Here is a 19,768-nt window from a genome sequence, read left to right as displayed (position 1 = left end):
TTTTTCACTTTGAAAATTAAAATTAATCAAAACTTCTAGAATAAATTCTAATGAATACAGACTTAAGTAATTACAGAAAATCGTATGAAAAGGGGGAGTTACTTCTGAAAGATGTATCGGAAAACCCATTGGAATTGTTTCAAAAATGGTTCCATGAAATAGATCGATTTTTTCCGGATGTGGAGGCAAACGCCATGACATTATCAACTATTGGTTTGGATGGTTTTCCAAAAAGTAGAGTGGTGCTATTGAAACAATTTACTTATGAAGGCTTCATTTTTTACACGAATTACTTAAGTGAAAAGGGAAGGGCTATTGCCGCAAATCCTAATGTATGTCTATCTTTTTTTTGGCATGGCGCAGAACGGCAAATCATCATAAAGGGAAAAGCTGAAAGGATTGCTGAAAATTTAAGCGATGGCTATTTTGAATCGCGCCCCAAGGGAAGTCAATTAGGAGCAATGGTATCCAACCAAAGTGAGGTGGTTAAAGACCGAGAGGAGTTGGAAACAAAGTTGAAGCGTTTGGAAGCACAGTATGAGGGTAAAGAAGTTCCTAGGCCGGACTATTGGGGTGGTTATATAGTAAAGCCGGTAGAGATTGAATTTTGGCAAGGGAGACCCAATAGACTTCACGATCGAATTCGCTGTGTTTTGGATGCAGAGTTTAATTGGGTTAAGGAACGTTTGGCTCCTTAAAAAAGGCTTTAGAAAATAGAAAATAAACATATCAAGCCTTGTGTCGATAAAAAGCATATATTGCCGATATAAGGCTTGTTTTTTACTGTAAACCAAGTATTTTTTCGATTATTGACACATAAAATCGACGAAATACATGTTTTTTGTCGATTTTAACATTTCTTTAACAGTTAGTTTCTGATAGTCTACTAATTTTACTAAACCAAATCAAATTTAACCTACTTATGACTATCAAAACTCTATGGCCTTTATTGGCTTTGCTGGCTTTGCTGTCGTTTTCCTGCACTACCGATAGCTTTTCTGAAGAGGATATCAATACCATTACTTTAGAAAATGCTCCAACCGCCAAAACCATTGAAATAGAAATTCTAGAACTGATCAATGCCCATAGGATAGAAAAGGGACTTAATCCTTTAAATAATCTAGATGTCATTAAATCGGTAGCCTATACGCATACAGATTATATGGTAACTAAAAATGTAGTAAACCACAATAACTTTTACCAAAGAAAAGAAAGTTTAATACAGAATGCTTCTGCCACTAAAGTAACCGAAAATGTGGCTTATGCTTATAGTACTGCACAAGGAGTGGTAAATGCATGGTTAAATAGTGAAGGACATAGAGAAAATATAGAAGGTGATTTTACAGATTTTGATATTTCTGCAGAGCAGAATAGTGAAGGCAAATGGTATTATACCAATATATTCATAAAAAGATAAATCCGCTGTTAACTTTAAATTCCTTAAAAGATCGTTATGTGTGCCATGACGATCTTTTTTGTTATCGATATATTAAACTTAAAATTGGGGCTCTCTTAATATGTCAAAGGACAAGGGAGTTTCCAGTACAAGTTGGGTAGGATAGGAAAGGGCTTCATTATTTGAAATAAAAAAAGGCAGACCAACGGGTCTGCCTTTTTTTATTACTTCAGCTTAAAACTCTCTATTCCGAAAGAATATAGAAATAAGAACGTCTGTTAAGTTGGTGTTCTTCTTCGGTACATTTAACACCGTTAGAACATTGATTCAACAATTGGGTTTCTCCATAACCTATAGCACTTTCTATACGTTCTGGGGCGATACCACGAGACAATAGATATTCCTGGGTAGATTTAGCTCTACGATCCGATAGCTTCATATTGTATTTGTCGCTTCCTCGGCTGTCCGTATGCGATTCAATTTTGATCACCATGTTAGGGTGGGTACGCATTACATCAACAATATGTTCAAGCTCTACTTGAGCATCGGTTCTAATATTCCATTTATCGAAGTCAAAGAAGATAGGATTGATGACAATTTGGTTTTCGATGATTAATGGTACCAATTCCAAATCAACAAGCAAATCACCATCACTATCGGTTCCGGTAAGGATTTGTTTCAGTTCATCTTTATAGTCCAATTTTGTACCCATGACGGTGTAAGCCGTTTTGCACTTCAATTTGAATTCATAAGTACCGGTAGAATCGGTCATTTTTTCCTCCAAAATCTTACCATCTGCGTCAATAAGTTTTACAGTAGCCAACGGCAAAGGCAATTTTGTAAGGCTGTCCTTAACAACACCTCTCACCATTTGGGAACAAGCCGTAAAGCTGTAAATATCATCACTGCCAACACCAGGACGGTTGGATGAAAAATATCCGTTCTCAGTTTCAGAATCGATTGAGAAGGCAAAATCATCATACCCTGTGTTGAAAGGTGCTCCTAAATTTTCAAGTTCTGCACTGGAATCATTGAGGATATCCGATTTAAAAATATCCAAGAATCCAAGATTGATATTGCTATCGGAAGAAAAATAAAGGGTATTGTCCTTTGCCACGTAAGGAAACATTTCCTTTCCATCACTATTGATGGATGGGCCAAGGTTTACAGGGTCTCCATAACTGTCATCTCCTAAAATAGCCACTTTGTAAATGTCTGTTTCCCCATAACCTCCTTCTCGGTCAGATACAAAAAATAGGGTTTTGTCATCAGGACTTAAGGCTGGGTGTCCAGAAGAATACACTTTATCATTAAATGGCAATTCTTTAATCTCCTTCCAAATACTGTCTTTGTATGAGGCTTTGTAAATTTTTAAGTGAGAGGTACCTTCCTTGTCAGTCTTAAGACGGTTGTTTTTGTTCACATTGTCTCTAGTGAAGTACATTGTTTTTCCGTCCTTGGTAATGGCAACATTGGCCTCGTGGAATTCTGAGTTGATGGCCTTTGAGTTGATACTATTCACTTTTTTGAAATTTTCCACTCCATTTTCTTCATTGATCACTACTTCATAAATATCCAAATAAGGCTCTCCGTTCCAGTCATAGATTTTGTCTTTGCCGTCTCTAGCAGAAGAGAAATATAAAATGCTATCCTGTCTGAAGGCTCCAAATTCAGCATATTTTGTGTTAATAGGAAGTGATTCTACTCGTACATAAATACCATCTGTTGAAGATAGTTGTTCGTATATCGCAATATCGTCAAAATCCAAATTGGCAATACGGTCATCATCAGGGTTGGCAGCTTTATATTTTTCCAACCATATAATGGCTTCTTCGTAGTTCCCTTGACCTCTTAAGGCTTGTGAGTATCTAAACATGTATTTAGAATCCAGCTCACCTTCATGAAGTCTCAGGGCTTCTCCGTACCACTCTGCAGATTCGGCAGATTTAGAATTGTTGTAGTAACAATCACCAAGTCTAGTTAATACGTGGGCGCTACTATCTCCTTTTTTTACAGCTTCCTTGTAAAATTCTTCAGCCTTAGTATAAGCGTAATTTTTATAGAACTTATCGGCAACTTTTACCTGTTGCTTTTGAGCAACCATAAACGTACTGCTGAATGCTATTAATATTATAAGTAATCTTGATTTCATAACAGGCTTTTTTAGAAGTATCTAGGCGATTTAACACGTTGCGTTTTAAATAATTCGAACATTAGTAGAATCTCGTGGGTTCCACTTGTGTAAGGTCTCAGATCTGAAAGGGGATATCCGTAGGCATATCCAATTCGGATTTGTTTGGAGATTTGGAAATCGGCAATACCACTAATCTCTCCAGCTCTTTCGTCAACTCGGTAACCAGCTCCCAACCATAGTTTTTCATAGAATAGGAAGTTGGCCGTAAAATCGAATGATAGGGGAGCACCGTTAGTCACTTTCAATAAGGCTGCAGGCTTAAATTTGGTGTTTGCACCCAAATCGAACACATATCCTCCAGTCAGGTAATAATTGTTTCTTTCAACGGCAACATAATCGGTACCTCCTACAGTTCCCTTGTTGTAATCGGTGTTTAAAAGTCTCGGTGCAGATAGACCGATATACCATCTGGTGGAATGCCATAGAATTCCGGCCCCAATGTTTGGACTCCATCTATTGGATACATCGTTGAAGAAGGGATCCTCAGCAATACTAGGGTCATTCAACAAAGCCATATCAATATTATAGTGGGTAAAACCGGCCTTTACTCCAAAGGCCAATTTTGTATTTTCTCCCGTATGGATACTGTATGAGAAATCCCCATACAGATAAGAGAAATTCTCATACCCCAACTCATCATTAATGAATGAGAGTCCCAATCCTATCTTATCATTTCTAAGAGGGGAGTGGATGGATAAGGTTTGAGTGGTTGGGGCCCCATCTAAACCTACCCATTGGCTACGGTGCAATCCTACGATACTTAACGTCTCTCTACTACCAGCGTAGGCAGGGTTAATAGAGATAGTGTTGTACATATACTGTGTAAACTGCGGTAATTGTTGTGCAACTCCCGTCCAGCAATTGAACAGTATAAAAGCGATTATGTTAAACTTTAATAACTTCATAGGTTATAATTTATTTAGTTCCTACGTAGATTGGACCTGAGAAAGGCTTTAATCCACTATTCTTTAAATTAATGATATAGTAATATGTTCCTGAAGGGACTTTGTTAGCTCCACCTACAGATGATCGTGAAGACGAGCCGTTCCAATCGTTTTCATAGTTGAAGTTTTCATAAATTTTAGCACCCCAACGGTTGAATATTTGTACTTCAATAGTAAAGCCACATTCTTCAACACCAGTTACTGTAAAGAATTCGTTGTAACTGTCTCCATTTGGAGTTACAGCTTTTGAGATAACAACATCTTCTTCTCCACAAGGGAATACAATACAATCGTCATGAACGTTTACATTAACTTCTGTCACACTTGGGCAGTCACCTTCAGTGATTGTGTAAGTGAAGATGAAATCTCCTAAATCTTCTTCAGCAACTATCGTTGTGTCGAACCAGCTTCCATCTAGAGTAGTGTTTCCAGAAACAACTTCCCAAATACCACTCTCATCAACATCACCACTTAATAAGTCAAACAAATCTAATGGCCCCTCCTCAGTACAAATTGCAGTATTGGATCCCGAAATTACATTTTCAACGTTCACATTAACCACTTGGGAGTAAGTTGCCTCATTGCCACAATCATCACTAACAGTCCAATTACGCGTAATGCTGTAATTTTCTGATCCTTCTTCTGGATTGATTGTTTCATTGAATACTACTGAAATATCAGTTGAACAAGCATCCTCGAAGCTCAATTCCGGTGCATCAGGAACTTCAGAACAATTCACATCGATTGATGGATCTAAATCCACAATTAATTCAGGAGCCGTAGTATCTACAACACTAATTGTTTGTACTTGTGTTGCTGTGTTTCCACACTCATCGATTAAAGTCCAAGTTCTTTCGATTGTGCTTTCTCCTACGCAAGCGCCTTCAGTAACTTCATCTGTAAAGGTTGCTTCCAAATTAGTAGAACAGTTGTCGGCTTCATCGGTTACATCACCAGTTAATGTTAAATCACTTGTATCCATATCGCACTCTACAGTTAAGTTTTCCGGTACTGTAAAGGTTGGCGCTATAGAATCTTGAATATTGATTGTTTGAACTTGGGTAGTGGTATTTCCACACTCGTCCATCAAAGTCCAGGTTCTTGTAATGATTGATGCATTGGCACATTCACCTTCAGTAGTTTCATCTGTAAAGGTTGCCTCCAATTCAGCGGAACAGTTGTCTGCTTCATCAGTTACATCTCCAGTCAATGCTAGGTCATTAGCATCTTGATCACATTCAATAGTCACGGCAGCAGGCACTGTAAATGTTGGTGCTGTAGTATCTTGAACAGTGATAGTTTGAGTTTGAGTCGTTGTGTTACCACAATCGTCAATTAAAGTCCAAGTTCTTGTAATGATTAATGCATTGGCACATTCACCTTCAGCAGTAGCGTCAGTATAGGTTGCATCTAATTCAGCAGAACAGTTATCTGCTTCATCAGTTACATCTCCAGTCAATACCAAGTCATTTACATCTTGATCACACTCGATAGTTACAGCAGCCGGCACAGTAAATGTAGGCGCTGTAGTATCTTGGATTGTGATTGTCTGAACTTCTGTAGCGGTATTTCCACAATCATCAGTTAAAGTCCAAGTTCTTGTAATGATTGATGCATTGGCACATTCACCTTCAACAGTAGCGTCGGTAAAAGTAGCGTCCAATTCAGTAGAGCAGTTGTCAGCTTCATCGGTTACATCGCCAGTCAACGCCAAGTCATTTTCATCTTGATCACATTCTATAGTTACGGCAGCAGGTACAGTAAATGTAGGCGCCGTAGTATCTTGAACGGTGATGGTTTGTACTTGAGTGGTTGTGTTTCCACAATCATCGGTTAAAGTCCAGGTACGTGTGATGATAGCGGCATTAGCACATTCACCTTCCGCCGTAGCGTCGGTAAAAGTAGCTTCCAATTCGGTAGAACAGTTGTCAACTTCATCGGTTACATCTCCAGTCAATGATAAGTCATTTTCATCTTGATCACATTCTATAGTCACAGCAGCTGGTACAGTAAATGTAGGCGCCGTAGTATCTTGAATTGTGATAGTTTGCACTTGAGTTGTTGTGTTACCACAATCGTCAGTTAAAGTCCAAGTTCTTGTAATGATAGAAGCGTTTGCACATTCTCCTTCTGCAGTTGCATCGGTAAAGCTGGCTTCCAATTCAGAAGAACAATTGTCTGCTTCATCAGTTACGTCACCAGTCAACACTAAGTCATTAGCATCTTGATCACATTCAATAGTTACAGAAGCCGGTACAGTGAAAGTAGGTGCAGTCGTATCTTGAACTGTGATAGTTTGTAATTGAGTAGTCGTGTTTCCACAGTCATCAGTCAATGTCCAAGTTCTTGTAATGATAGAAGCGTTTACACATTCACCTTCTGCAGTGGCATCGGTAAAAGTAGCTTCCAATTCAGACGAGCAGTTATCTGCTTCATCCGTTACATCACCTGTTAAAGTAAGGTCTGTAATTTCCTGATCGCATTCCAAAGTAACAGAAGCAGGCACTGTAAATGTTGGAGCAGTAGTGTCAACAATAGTAAAGGATACAGTTGTTGTACTTTCATTTCCACATCCGTCGATGGCTGTAAAGGTTACTTCTGCAGTACCAGTGGCTCCACAAGCCTCTGTTAAGGATTCAAAGTCATTTGACCATGTAATAGAAGAACAGTTATCGGTAGCAGTGGCACCTCCATTGGAAGATAACCAAGCTTGAAGTTCAGCGTCGTTTCCTGTACCATCACATTCTACTGTCAAGTTATCTCCTCCAGTAATTACAGGAGGTGTTGAGTCTTGAATAGCATATGAAGCCGTTGTAGTGCTTGTGTTTCCACAACTGTCAGTAGCCGTAAAGATTACTGATACAGGAGCGGAACAATCGGAGGTTGCTCCATTATAATTGTTAGTCCAAGTAACTTCTCCACATAATTCTTCGGCAACAGCACCACCATTACTGTCTAACCAGTTCTGGATGGCATCGTTATTGCCATTTCCATCACATTCAGCAACGATATCTGAAGCTTCAGTTGTAATGTTAGGTGCAATAGTATCTTCTATACTGAATGTAGCAGTGGTCGTAGCCGTGTTTCCACAAGCATCTGTAGCTGTAAAGGTAACCGTAGCAGCTCCTGTATTTCCACAGGCAGCACTTAATTCAGTAAAGTTATTAGTCCAAATTACTTCGCTACAATTATCAGTTGCGGAAGCCCCTCCGTTAGAAGCTAACCACTCATTGAAATCTGTTTGGTTTCCTGTACCGTCACATTCCACAGTTAAGCTAGTGGCTTCTGTTTCTATGCTTGGCGCAGTAGTATCTTGGATAGAGATTGTTTGCGTTTGTGTTGTTGTATTTCCACAATCGTCGGTCAAAGTCCAAGTACGAGTGATTGTTGACTCATTGGCACATGCACCTTCAGTTGCTGCATCAGTATAAGTAGCATCTAAATCGGCAGAACAGTTGTCCGCTTCATCGGTTACATCTCCTGTCAATGTCAAATCTGTAGCATCTTGATCACATTCAAGGGTTACACTTGCAGGTACTGTAAATGTAGGAGCAGTGGTATCTTGAATGGTGATGGTTTGTACTTCTGTAGCAGTGTTGCCACACTCGTCAGTCAAAGTCCAAGTACGTGTGATGATAGTTTCATTAGCACAAGCTCCTTGAGCAGTTACATCGGTGAAGGTTGCTTCCAAATCGGCAGAACAGTTGTCCGCTTCATCGGTTACATCTCCAGTTAGTGCCAAGTCGTTTTCATCTTGATCACATTCAAGGGTTACGGCAGCAGGTACAGTAAATGTAGGTGCTGTAGTATCCTGAATAGTGATGGTTTGAACTTGAGTAGTAGTGTTGCCACAGTCATCCGTCAAAGTCCAAGTACGTGTAATAATTGACTCGTTAGCACAAGCTCCTTGAGCAGTTGCATCTGTAAAGGTTGCTTCAAGATCAGCAGAACATCCGTCAGTTTCATCGGTTACGTCACCAGTCAGAGCCAAGTCTGTTGGATCTTGATCACATTCCAAAGTCACTGAAGCAGGTACTGTAAATGTTGGAGCAGTTGTATCTTGAACTGTGAAAGTGGCTGTAGTAGAGCTAGAGTTTCCACATCCGTCAGTTGCCGTAAAGATTACCTCGGCAGAACCAGTAGTTCCACATCCATCACTTAGGCCAGTATAATTGTTAGACCATGCGATTGCAGAACAATCGTCTGTAGCAGTAGCACCGCCATAATTATCCAGCCAATCTTGGATAGCAGCTTCAATATCGCTACCGTCACACTCCAAGGTTACATCAGTCGCTTCAGTGATTACAGGTGCATTGGTATCCTGTATTGCATAGGAAGCAGAGGTAGATACAGCATTTCCACATTCGTCGGTTGCCGTAAATGTTACGGTTACTGGGGCAGAACAGTCGGAGTTCGCTCCATCGTAATCGTTAGTCCAAGTTACCTCACCACAATTGTCTGAAGCAGTGGCTCCACCATTGTTATCCAACCAGTTTTCAATAGCTCCGTTGTTTCCAGAACCGTCACATTCAGCAACGATATCAGAAGGAGTGGTTTCAATAACTGGCGCGGTAGTATCTTGGATAGAGATTGTTTGCGTTTGCGTTGTTGTGTTTCCACAGGCATCAACCAAGGTCCAAGTACGTGTTATTACTGACTCATTAGCACATTCACCTTCAGTTGTGGCATCCGTATAAGTAGCTTCCAAATCAGCAGAACAGTTATCTGCTTCATCAGTTACATCTCCTGTCAATGTCAAATCTGTAGCATCTTGATCACATTCAAGGGTTACACTTGCAGGTACTGTAAATGTAGGAGCAGTGGTATCTTGAATAGTGATCGTCTGAACTTCTGTAGCAGTGTTTCCACAGTCATCAGTCAAAGTCCAAGTACGTGTGATGATAGTTTCATTAGCACAAGCTCCTTGAGCAGTTACATCGGTGAAGGTTGCTTCCAAATCGGCAGAACAGTTGTCCGCTTCATCGGTTACATCTCCAGTTAGTGCCAAGTCGTTTTCATCTTGATCACATTCAATGGTTACGGCAGCAGGTACAGTAAAGGTAGGCGCTGTAGTATCTTGAATAGTGATGGTTTGAACTTGAGTAGTTGTATTTCCACAATCATCCGTCAAAGTCCAAGTACGTGTAATGATTGACTCATTGGCACAGGCTCCTAGAGCAGTTGCATCTGTAAAGGTTGCTTCAAGATCAGAAGAACATCCATCAGTTTCATCGGTTACGTCTCCTGTCAAAGTCAAGTCTGTTGGATCTTGATCACATTCCAAAGTCACTGAAGCAGGTACTGTAAATGTTGGAGCAGTTGTATCTTGAACTGTGAAAGTGGCTGTAGTCGAGCTAGCGTTTCCACATCCGTCAGTTGCCGTAAAGATTACTTCGGCAGAACCAGTAGTTCCACATCCATCACTTAGGCCAGTATAATTGTTAGACCATGCGATTGCAGAACAATCGTCTGTAGCAGTAGCACCGCCATAAGTATCTAACCAATCCTGGATAGCAGCATCGATATCCGATCCATCACATTCGACAGTTACATCATTAGCTTCGGTAATAGTTGGAGCAGTAGTATCTTGAATAGCATAGGAAGCAGAGGTAGATACAGCATTTCCACATTCGTCAGTCGCAGTAAATGTTACCGTTACTGGGGCAGAACAATCAGAATTTGCTCCGCTATAATCGTTGGTCCAAGTGACCTCACCACAATTGTCTGAAGCAGTGGCTCCACCATTGTTATCCAACCAGTTTTCAATAGCTCCGTTGTTTCCAGAACCGTCACACTCAGCAACGATATCGGAAGGAGCCGTTTCAATAATAGGAGGAGTAGTATCTTGGATAGAGATTGTTTGCGTTTGCGTTGTGGAGTTACCACAATCGTCGGTCAAAGTCCAAGTACGAGTGATTGTTGACTCATTTGCACATGCACCTTCAGTTGTTGTATCAGTATAAGTAGCATCTAAAACGGCAGAACAATTGTCCGCTTCATCAGTTACATCTCCAGTTAATGCTAAATCAGTAACATCTTGGTCGCATTCAAGGGTTATACTAGCAGGTACTGTGAAAGTAGGCGCAGTAGTATCTTGAATGGTGATCGTCTGAACTTCTGTAGCAGTGTTTCCACAGTCATCAGTCAAAGTCCAAGTACGTGTGATGATAGTTTCATTAGCACAAGCTCCTTGAGCAGTTACATCGGTGAAGGTTGCTTCCAAATCAGCAGAACAGTTGTCCGCTTCATCGGTTACATCTCCAGTTAGTGCCAAGTCGTTTTCATCTTGGTCACATTCAATGGTTACGGCAGCAGGTACAGTAAATGTAGGTGCTGTAGTATCTTGAATAGTGATGGTTTGAACTTGAGTAGTTGTGTTGCCACAGTCATCAGTCAAAGTCCAAGTACGTGTTATGATTGACTCATTGGCACAGGCTCCTTGAGCAGTTGCATCTGTAAAGGTTGCTTCAAGATCTGCAGAACAACCGTCAGTTTCATCGGTTACGTCACCAGTCAATGCCAAGTCTGTTGGATCTTGATCACATTCCAAAGTCACTGAAGCAGGTACTGTAAATGTTGGAGCAGTTGTATCTTCAATAGTAAAGGTAGCACTTGTAGTTACAAAATTACCACAACCATCTTCAGCGGTAAATACTACTGTTCTGGTTCCTGTAAGCCCACAGTCATCACTTAAGGCTCCCTCTTCATAAGACCAAGAAACGGTTCCACAAGAATCTGTAGCAGTGGCTCCTCCATTGGCATTTAACCAATCTGTATATTCTGAAAGGTTCCCAGTTCCGTCACATTCCACAGTAATGTCAGAAGCTTGGGTTTCAATAGTTGGTGCTATTAAATCTAAAATTGTAAACAAGGCTGTTGTGCTGGTTGCATTTCCACATTCATCAGTAGCGGTAAAGGTTACTAAAGCCAATCCGGTTTCTCCACAAGCATCTGTAAGTTCCGTGAAATTATTAGACCATGTAATATCAGAACAATCGTCAGAAGCCATGGCACCAGCATGTGTGTTTAGCCAAGACTCAAGTTCGTCCGTGTTTCCTGCACCATTACATTGTACCGTTTGATCGGCAGCTACAATATCCATAGCTGGAGCTACAGTGTCTTCAATAGTAAATGTCGCGGAAGTAGTTGATGTATTGCCACAATCATCAGTAGCAGTAAAGATTACCGTTGCCGAACCTGTAGCACCACAATCATCACTAAGGGCAGTAAAATCGTTACTCCAAGTCACACTTCCACAAGTGTCTGAAGAGGCAGCACCTCCCGCAGTATCCAACCAGTCGTTTAATTCTACAGTATTTCCAGAACCGTCGCATTCAACGGTCAGGTTAGCAGCCACAGTATCAATGGACGGGGCCGTAGTGTCTTCGATAGTAAAGGTTGCAGAGGTGGTTGCTGTATTTCCACAATCATCGGTTGCAGTAAACGTTACTGTAGCGGATCCTGTAGCGCCGCAATCATCACTTAAGGCACTATAATCGTTTGTCCAGGTAACACCTCCACAGGTATCAGAGGCAGCGGCTCCACCAAAAGAGCTTAACCAAGTTGATAAATCTGAAGTATTTCCACTGCCGTCACATTCCACAGTAAGACTTGAAGCCGTAGTGTCAATGCTTGGAGGAGTGGTGTCTTCAATAATGAATGAAGCTTCTGTGGTAACAGAGTTGCCACAGTCATCAGTTGCTGTAAAGATAACTGTTACAGAACCTGTATTTCCGCAATCAGCATCTAATTCATTGTAATTATTTGTCCAGTTAATGGTCGAACAGTTGTCTGAAGCAATGGCTCCACCATTGGAGGTCAACCAGCTATTTAAGGCGGTTGTTGTATCACTACCACATTCAACCGTTGTATCGGCAGCTGCAGTATCAATTGTAGGATCTGTGGTATCCTGAATGTTTATTGTTTGCGTGTCAGAACTAGAAAGACCACAATCATCTGTGATAGTAAAAGTTCTTGTAATTACTACAGGACAAGTACCAGAAGCACTGTCTTGATAAGTAATTTCGTTTACATTGTTTTCTGTAAAAGTTCCGCCTTCTGCCAAGAAAATCAACTCAGAAATAGTTTGAGGAGTTTCGCTATAGGCTAAAGAGGTTAAGTTGTCATTGGTAACATCTGCAGCAGTACAACCTTCAACTTGTAAATCTGAAGGAGCATTGGTTACAGGTGGTGTATTGTCATCAACTGAAATTGTAATGTCTTCACTAATAGAACATGAATTAGCATCGGTAACAGTAACTGTGTATGTTCCCGAAGGTAAATTAACAAACATTCCAGACTGGAAACTTCCTTCTTGTGGACTAATACTATAAGTATACGGAGCGGTACCTCCACTAACACCGCTAGGAGTAATGGTTCCTGTGTTTCCACCAGTACATTCAATGTTAGTAGCAGTTAGCGTTAGACCTGTTAAAAGAGGAGTTACTATTACTGTATCTGTATGCACATCTGAATCCCCATCTGAATCATTAACGGTTAATGTTACAGTATAAGTTCCAGATCCAGCATAGGTATGTGTTGGGTTGGCAGCCGTTGAGGTTGCTCCATCCCCAAAATTCCAAGAATAAGTGTAACCACCTTGCAGATTTCCACCGGTGGTTATGTTTGTAAATGCAACTGAATAGGTGTCACAACTTTGAGTGTAGGTAAAGTTGGTGATTAAAGGAGCGTTTACAATAAATCCAGGAGGATTGGAGTAACATTTTGATGGGTTTTCACCACACGCCTGATTGGCATTGGATTGCCATGCCATATAGAAGTTTACCAATTCTATTTGATCTCCACAATTCCAGGTCAATTCAAATACTGGAAGGTTTTGACCTACTGGAATTGGCGTAGAATCGTATAAACATTGGTCAATGTTTTCTGTGAAGGCACCATTGACCTCAATGTCAAAATTCATATATAAACTATATCTGTCAGCATTGGTATTTGCATCAAAATATGCATATATGTATGCCGTTTGAGGTGTTCCCGGGGTACAGTCGTTATCCAAAGGATTTCCATTGGCATCGGCCAAATAGAAATTACTAAGGGTAAAGTCGTTTGCAGAACAGCCACTCAAAGCTCTGTCGGTATCATTCAAAGTGGTACTAGAGGTATTGAATGTTGTTAGGGGAGCATCCAAATTGATTCTCTTAAAGGTCCTTTGGGTTCGCACCTGAGCAAATGCAAAGCTTTGAATAAGTACCATTAATAGAATCAAGGAATGTTTATACCAAATTCTATGTGTATTTGTTTTCATAAGCCCTAATTTTAGTTTATAGGATTAATTAGTAAGAACTAATTATATTTCGTTTATTTATTGTTTCAGAATTAGATTGCCTTTCACTTTGGTGCAAGGGGTTACTTTGGTTGATTGATGAAATTTGTAAACTCATTTAAGTTGATATGTTAATTAATATATATAATAGCCCGTTTAGGCAATTGTTCTTACAATATAAATACAGCTCTTTTTAGCGTTAAATGTCTAAAAATAAAATTGTTAAAACGTGTTGAGGGAAGTGCATTGGAAATCAATGCATTATAGATGGATAAATTAATATGTTGTTGATTTGGGGCCATTTACATTAATTTTACAGAACAAAGCAACTCATTAATCAAATCTTGAACAAAAATAAATGTTAAAGGCACTAAAATAATCGTTAAAACGAAGATAAACAACACTTTATCGGTAAAAAATGCATTTAATCGAGTGAAAAATGAAAGAAATAGTATTTGTCAGACACGCGAAATCCTCATGGGATGGGGGATTCAGCGATTTGGACCGCCCCCTAAGTAGTAGGGGAATTAATGATATAAAATTGGTTTCAAACCACTATAAATCTTATAATTATGACCCAGACAAGGTGTTTTCGAGTCCAGCAAACAGGGCCTTAACGACCTGCAAAGGGGTGATGAAGTACCTAAATTTGCCTGAAGCCAAGTTGGAAATTGTGAAGGATTTGTATGATTTTGGTGGAGAAAAAGTCATGAATTTCATACATTCGATAAACGACAATTCCTTAAATAAAATAATGGTTTTTGGACATAATCATGCCTTAACCACAATTGTCAATGATTTAGGGGACCAGTTCATTGGAAACTTACCGACTTGCGGTTTGGTTAAAATTGACTTTTATGCTGAAGATTGGAAATATATAGCCAAAGGACACACCGATGTTATGATCTTTCCGCGAGATTTGAAACAGTAAACTAAAGTAAAAGTTGTATGAAATTTTAAACGAGGATGAATCCAAATGTCTTGCTTTAAAATTTTTTGTTGGTGTAGCTTTTTAGCATGGTAAATTTTCAAAACATAATATAAATATCACCTATTCTCAAAGGACTTTCAAAGTTAAATAGAATATATTTGTGTAAACAATCAACGATGACCAATATAACTGTTAAGGACAAAAATATATATGTAAACAGAGAATTGAGTTGGCTTCAATTTAATGCAAGAGTTTTGCAGGAAGCCGCTGATGAATCTGTGCCTATGATAGAGCGTTTAAGGTTCTTAGGAATTTTTTCAAATAACTTAGATGAATTCTTTAAAGTTCGTTATGCAACTGTAAAACGTATTGATGAGGCTGGAAAAGCGGGGAAAAGTGAACTTGGAGGTATAAAGGCTAGTGAATTATTGGAGAAAATCACTCAGGTGGTTATTAGGCAGCAAAGTGAAAGTTTGGATATTCTTCATAACATTCATAAAAAGTTAGAGGACTATGATATCTTCATCATAGATGAAAATCAAATTAATCCCAATCAGCATGAATTTATTAAGAATTACTACCTGCAACATGTTAGTCCAGCTTTGGTAACCATCATACTTAACGACACTGTTGACTTACCAATGTTGAAGGACAGTGCGGCCTATTTGGCCGTTAAGATGATTTTGGCCAATGACGAAAAACAGTTTGCCCTCATAGAAATTCCTAAATCCATTCGGCGATTTGTAGTACTTCCAAAGCAGGACAATAAGGATTATATCATTATTTTGGATGATTTGTTGCGTTACTGTTTAGATGACATTTTTAATATTTTTGATTACAAAAGCATTACTACGCACATGATCAAAATCACTAGGGATGGAGAGCTCGATTTTGATAGTGATTTAAGTAAAAGTTTTATTGATAAGATATCCGAAAGCGTTAAACATCGTCAAATTGGTGATCCTGTTCGGTTCGTCTACGATAAAACAATTGATAAGGAAACCTTGAAATATCTATTGGACAAAATGGGAATTGATGCAAAGGACAGTGTCATTCCGGGAGGACGATATCATAACAGAAGGGATTATATGAATTTCCCTAGTTTGGGCAGAACGGATTTACTTTATGATAAAATTAAAGCATTGCCTATAAAAGGGCTTAGTTTGGAGAGTAGTATTTTTGAAAATATTTCGAAAAGGGATTATTTATTATACACTCCTTACCATACCTTTTCTTATGTAGTAAAGTTTTTAAGAGAGGCGGCTTTAGATCCCACAGTAAAAACTATAAACATTACTATTTATAGATTGGCGCAAATTTCGCATGTGGCTAGTTCCTTGATTAATGCGGCTAAAAATGGAAAAAAGGTAACGGTTTCCATCGAAATTCAAGCGCGTTTTGATGAAGCTGCTAACATAGCTTATGCCGAGCAGATGCAGGATGAAGGTGTTAATTTGTTGTTTGGTGTAGCCGGTTTGAAGGTGCACAGTAAAATGTGTGTGATAGAGCGTGAGGAAAATCATAAACTAAAACGTTATGGCTTTATTAGTACAGGTAATTTTAATGAATCCACAGCAAAGATTTATACAGACTTCACCTTGTTTACGGCCGATCAAAAAATATTAAAGGACCTTAATAAAGTGTTTAACTTCTTTGAAATCAACTATAAAATTTTCAGATATAAGCACATTATTACTTCGCCTCATTATACCAAGTCCAAGTTTTTTAAACTTATTGATAAGGAAATAGAGAATGTAAAGGAAGGCAAACCAGCTTACATTAAGTTGAAAATGAACAGTATTTCAAGTTATGCCATGGTTGATAAACTATATGAAGCGAGTAGGGCTGGCGTGAAAATTCAAATGATTGTTCGTGGACTTTGTTGTTTGGTTCCTGGAATTCCCAACATGAGCGAGAATATTGAAGTGATTAGCATTGTCGATAAGTTTTTGGAGCATACACGACTGTATGTATTCTGTAATGACAATGACCCTAAGATTTACATTTCTTCAGCCGATTGGATGACTCGTAATATCGAAAACAGAGTAGAAGTAACTTGTCCTATTTACGATGATGCCATAAAAGAAGAGCTTTTGGAAATCTTTGATATTTGTTGGAATGATAACGTGAAAGCAAGAATTTTGGATGAGTTCCAAGACAACAAATATAGGCGTAATAACAAGCCTAAGGTGAGAGCTCAATTTGCAACTTATGATTATTATTTAAAAAAATTACAAGAATAAATGCTTTCAATTAAAAAATATGCGGCTATTGATATTGGTTCCAATGCAGTGAGGTTGCTAATTTCTAACATTATAGAGCAAAAAGGAAAACCAACAAGGTTTAAAAAGAATTCATTGGTACGGGTGCCCATTCGCTTGGGAGCCGATGTGTTCCTAAAGCAAAAGATTTCAAAGGAAAACGAGCGCCGCATGTTGGATACCATGACAGCTTTTAGGTTGTTGATGAAATCCCATAAAGTGGTAGCCTATAAAGCTTGTGCCACCTCGGCCATGCGTGAAGCGGAAAACGGTAGTAAAGTAGCCAAATTAATTTCGGAGCAAGCGCAAATAGACATCGATATTATTGATGGAGAGGAAGAAGCTGCTATTATTGCAGCTACAGATTTACATAGCTACATTGACGAAAGCAAAACCTACCTATATGTGGATGTGGGAGGGGGAAGTACTGAATTTTCTGTAATCCACCTTGGAGTAAAAGTAGAATCCAAGTCTTTTAAAATAGGAACCGTTAGATTATTAAATGATATTGTCAATAAAGAAACTTGGCAAGAATTGGAGTCTTGGATAAAAGAACATACCAGGGAATATGACAAACTCGATCTAATTGGTTCCGGGGGGAACATCAATAAAATTTTCAAAATTTCAGGAAAGGCCATGGGGAAACCTTTGACCTACTTTTATTTATCTTCGTATTATGATAAGCTGCAGACCTATTCGTATGAAGAAAGGATAACGGAATTGGATCTTAACCAGGATAGAGCAGACGTAATTATTCCGGCAACCCGAATATATTTGTCGGCCATGAAATGGAGTGGTGCCAAGGATATTTATGTGCCAAAAATTGGACTTTCGGATGGAATTATTAAAAGTATGTACTTTAAAACGGTTTCTAGTTCCTCTTTGGAATAAGAATAAGCACTTTATCTTATTTTTTTTGTTACATATCTAATATTTAACAGTTATTTGTTATTTCCAATTATATTCGAACACTCAAATCATTCAAACTATGAAGACAATTTTTACTAGTTTATTGGTAGTGTTGTGCGCGACACTTGGATATTCTCAAGAAGTTAAATATGGAGTAAGGGCAGGGGTAACCATTTCAAATTTAGATTATAAAGATGCCCCAATTGTTAGAAATCCGCATAGAAACGGATTTTTGTTTGGCGTTCATGCAGATATTGGTTTAAGCGAGAAGTTTTCTGTTATGCCAGAGTTACAATTTTCGCCTGAAGGAGCAAATGTTGAAGATTTTGCTAACGACTACATTAACTTGCCTGTACTTTTTAAGTACGCTATGTTTGATGGAAGGGTGGCACTTGGTGTTGGACCTCAAGCAGGTTTAAAGGTGCATAAAGAAGGAGATTACTTTAAAAACTTTGTGTTTTCTGGAGTAGGAATTATTGAATTTAAAGTATGCGAAGACTGGTATGTCGATGCTCGATATAATTATGGTTTTTCAAATGTTTTTGATGATGACCTTAGCCCCGAAGCAACTAATAATGTGATTCAAGTTGGTGTGAACTTTAGAGTGTTTTAGTTAAGGCTATTAATCGTTTTTTTTATAAAATGGTATAATCCCAATTGACAAAGTAGGTTTTGTTATTGGGATTTTTTTTGTGCATTATTTAACCGTGTATGGTTTCTTTTTTGCCCAAATCTTTCATTATTTGGGCCTCAAAATCCAATAAATCTTGCCACTTTTTGTCCACTTCCGTGCGGTCTCCATATTGTCTGGCAAAGCCTAAAAACATAGTATAGTGGTTGGCTTCGCTTACCATAAGTTTTCTGTAAAATTCCGCAAGTTCTTTATCTTCCAACTCTTCTGAAAGTAATCTAAAGCGTTCACAACTTCTAGCTTCAATTAAAGCTGCATACAGCAACCTGTTAACTAGTTGAGTGGTTCTACTACCTCCTTTTGGAAAGAATTTCATTAAGGCAATGACATAGTCATCTTTGCGGTCACGACCTAATGTCCAGCCACGCTCCAATATTTTGTCGTGGACCATTTTAAAATGGCTTATTTCTTCTTTTACCAAGGCTACCATTTCCTGAACCAATTCAGTATATTCTGGGAATCCTACTATTAGGGAAATAGCAGTGCTGGTTGCCTTTTGCTCACAGAAAGCATGGTCTGTAAGGATATCTTCAATATTTTTTTCAACGATATTGACCCAACGTGGGTCTGTAGGGAGTTTTAAGCCTAACATCTGTTTAACTATTTTGTTCCTTTAAAATTGTATTTTCTTTACCATTTTGGTTGATGGTCATTTCATAAACTCTGTAGGCATGTGTTTGGGGATCGATAAAGGTAATTTCTAAATTCACCCAATCTAAGCCAGAAGTTTCCTGATTTACCCAAACATGCTCTAAAGTTGCATTATTCCAAAAAGATGACTTGTCTTTATTTTGGAATTGATGTGCGTTAATGGTGGTGGTATAAATTTTTTGATTGGTATTATAGACTATAATTTCCGATTCAAATGCTCTATGGTATTGAATGTCCTTATTATTTCCAATAGTTTTTTTGTGTAGAATTACTTCTTGGTTCATCAAACTGTAATTTTTGATGTTTACTCTAAGGTTATTGTACATGATAGTGTCGGTTTCAACTTCAGTATATTCTTTTGGATAAAAACTGATGAGCTCTAAAGGGGTTTGTTTTTGATTGAATTCAGAAATAGATTGTTGCAAAGATTCCGTTGAGCTTTGACGTCCGTCGCAACTGGTAAGAACCATTGCAGAAAGCGTAAAAAGTAATAAAATATATTTCATGG

General features: G+C 38.7%; 11 protein-coding genes. 6 read left to right on the top strand and 5 right to left on the bottom strand.

The window, feature by feature from the left end; genetic code table 11:
- Nucleotides 1-50 precede the first annotated feature (50 nt).
- Both pdxH and RBH95_RS10110 read left to right on the top strand, forming a co-directional pair.
- Nucleotides 51-698 carry a pyridoxamine 5'-phosphate oxidase gene (gene pdxH / locus RBH95_RS10115; RefSeq protein ID WP_307899472.1) on the top strand — a complete coding sequence of 216 codons (648 nt, stop codon included), beginning with the start codon at nt 51-53 and terminating at the stop codon, nt 696-698.
- A gap of 224 nt (nt 699-922) precedes the next feature.
- On the top strand, nt 923-1,417 hold the full coding sequence (locus RBH95_RS10110; RefSeq protein WP_307899471.1) for a CAP domain-containing protein: 495 nt from the start codon (nt 923-925) through the stop codon (nt 1,415-1,417).
- Nucleotides 1,418-1,640: 223 nt separating this feature from the next.
- Here RBH95_RS10110 and RBH95_RS10105 read toward each other — a convergent pair whose 3' ends face one another.
- From RBH95_RS10105 to RBH95_RS10095, 3 genes are read right to left on the bottom strand one after another with little or no spacing between them, the layout of a single operon-like run.
- Nucleotides 1,641-3,548 (bottom strand): OmpA family protein, encoded by a 1,908-nt coding sequence (locus RBH95_RS10105; RefSeq protein WP_307899470.1) that lies wholly within the window; start codon nt 3,546-3,548, stop codon nt 1,641-1,643.
- A gap of 11 nt (nt 3,549-3,559) precedes the next feature.
- A complete protein-coding gene (locus tag RBH95_RS10100; RefSeq protein WP_307899469.1) occupies nt 3,560-4,495 on the bottom strand; it encodes a type IX secretion system membrane protein PorP/SprF in 936 nt (311 codons plus the stop codon).
- A gap of 10 nt (nt 4,496-4,505) precedes the next feature.
- A complete protein-coding gene (locus RBH95_RS10095) occupies nt 4,506-13,799 on the bottom strand; it encodes a gliding motility-associated C-terminal domain-containing protein (protein ID WP_307899468.1) in 9,294 nt (3,097 codons plus the stop codon).
- Nucleotides 13,800-14,256: 457 nt separating this feature from the next.
- Between RBH95_RS10095 and RBH95_RS10090 the strand changes: the two genes are divergently transcribed.
- From RBH95_RS10090 to RBH95_RS10075, 4 genes are all read left to right on the top strand, one after another.
- The gene (locus tag RBH95_RS10090; protein WP_307899467.1) at nt 14,257-14,748 is read left to right on the top strand and encodes a histidine phosphatase family protein; all 492 of its coding nucleotides are present in this window, start codon (nt 14,257-14,259) and stop codon (nt 14,746-14,748) included.
- Between the two features lie 176 nt (nt 14,749-14,924).
- Nucleotides 14,925-16,991, top strand: a complete 2,067-nt coding sequence (ppk1, locus tag RBH95_RS10085; RefSeq protein ID WP_307899466.1) for a polyphosphate kinase 1 — start codon at nt 14,925-14,927, stop codon at nt 16,989-16,991.
- The gene (locus RBH95_RS10080; protein ID WP_307899465.1) at nt 16,992-17,900 is read left to right on the top strand and encodes a Ppx/GppA phosphatase family protein; all 909 of its coding nucleotides are present in this window, start codon (nt 16,992-16,994) and stop codon (nt 17,898-17,900) included.
- 97 nt (nt 17,901-17,997) lie between these two features.
- Nucleotides 17,998-18,531: a porin family protein gene (locus RBH95_RS10075; RefSeq protein ID WP_307899464.1), complete on the top strand. Its 534-nt coding sequence runs from the start codon at nt 17,998-18,000 to the stop codon at nt 18,529-18,531.
- A gap of 88 nt (nt 18,532-18,619) precedes the next feature.
- Here RBH95_RS10075 and RBH95_RS10070 read toward each other — a convergent pair whose 3' ends face one another.
- Entirely contained in the window at nt 18,620-19,201 is a 582-nt protein-coding gene (locus RBH95_RS10070) for a tRNA-(ms[2]io[6]A)-hydroxylase (RefSeq protein ID WP_307899463.1), read from the bottom strand.
- 4 nt (nt 19,202-19,205) lie between these two features.
- The gene (locus RBH95_RS10065) at nt 19,206-19,766 is read right to left on the bottom strand and encodes a hypothetical protein (protein ID WP_307899462.1); all 561 of its coding nucleotides are present in this window, start codon (nt 19,764-19,766) and stop codon (nt 19,206-19,208) included.
- Nucleotides 19,767-19,768: the final 2 nt, after the last annotated feature.

Source organism: Mangrovimonas sp. YM274 (assembly GCF_030908385.1).
Taxonomy (GTDB): domain Bacteria; phylum Bacteroidota; class Bacteroidia; order Flavobacteriales; family Flavobacteriaceae; genus Mangrovimonas_A.
Note: the sequence above shows the minus strand (reverse complement) of the source record. Positions and strands in the feature narration are given on the sequence as shown.

Bases quoted from the DNA above. Each gene is read 5' to 3' on its own strand.
- pdxH (WP_307899472.1), top strand. From the start codon at position 51: ATGAATACAGACTTAAGTAATTACAGAAAATCGTATGAAAAGGGGGAG.
- RBH95_RS10110 (WP_307899471.1), top strand. From the start codon at position 923: ATGACTATCAAAACTCTATGGCCTTTATTGGCTTTGCTGGCTTTGCTG.
- RBH95_RS10105 (WP_307899470.1), bottom strand. From the start codon at position 3,548: ATGAAATCAAGATTACTTATAATATTAATAGCATTCAGCAGTACGTTT.
- RBH95_RS10100 (WP_307899469.1), bottom strand. From the start codon at position 4,495: ATGAAGTTATTAAAGTTTAACATAATCGCTTTTATACTGTTCAATTGC.
- RBH95_RS10095 (WP_307899468.1), bottom strand. From the start codon at position 13,799: ATGAAAACAAATACACATAGAATTTGGTATAAACATTCCTTGATTCTA.
- RBH95_RS10090 (WP_307899467.1), top strand. From the start codon at position 14,257: ATGAAAGAAATAGTATTTGTCAGACACGCGAAATCCTCATGGGATGGG.
- ppk1 (WP_307899466.1), top strand. From the start codon at position 14,925: ATGACCAATATAACTGTTAAGGACAAAAATATATATGTAAACAGAGAA.
- RBH95_RS10080 (WP_307899465.1), top strand. From the start codon at position 16,992: ATGCTTTCAATTAAAAAATATGCGGCTATTGATATTGGTTCCAATGCA.
- RBH95_RS10075 (WP_307899464.1), top strand. From the start codon at position 17,998: ATGAAGACAATTTTTACTAGTTTATTGGTAGTGTTGTGCGCGACACTT.
- RBH95_RS10070 (WP_307899463.1), bottom strand. From the start codon at position 19,201: ATGTTAGGCTTAAAACTCCCTACAGACCCACGTTGGGTCAATATCGTT.
- RBH95_RS10065 (WP_307899462.1), bottom strand. From the start codon at position 19,766: ATGAAATATATTTTATTACTTTTTACGCTTTCTGCAATGGTTCTTACC.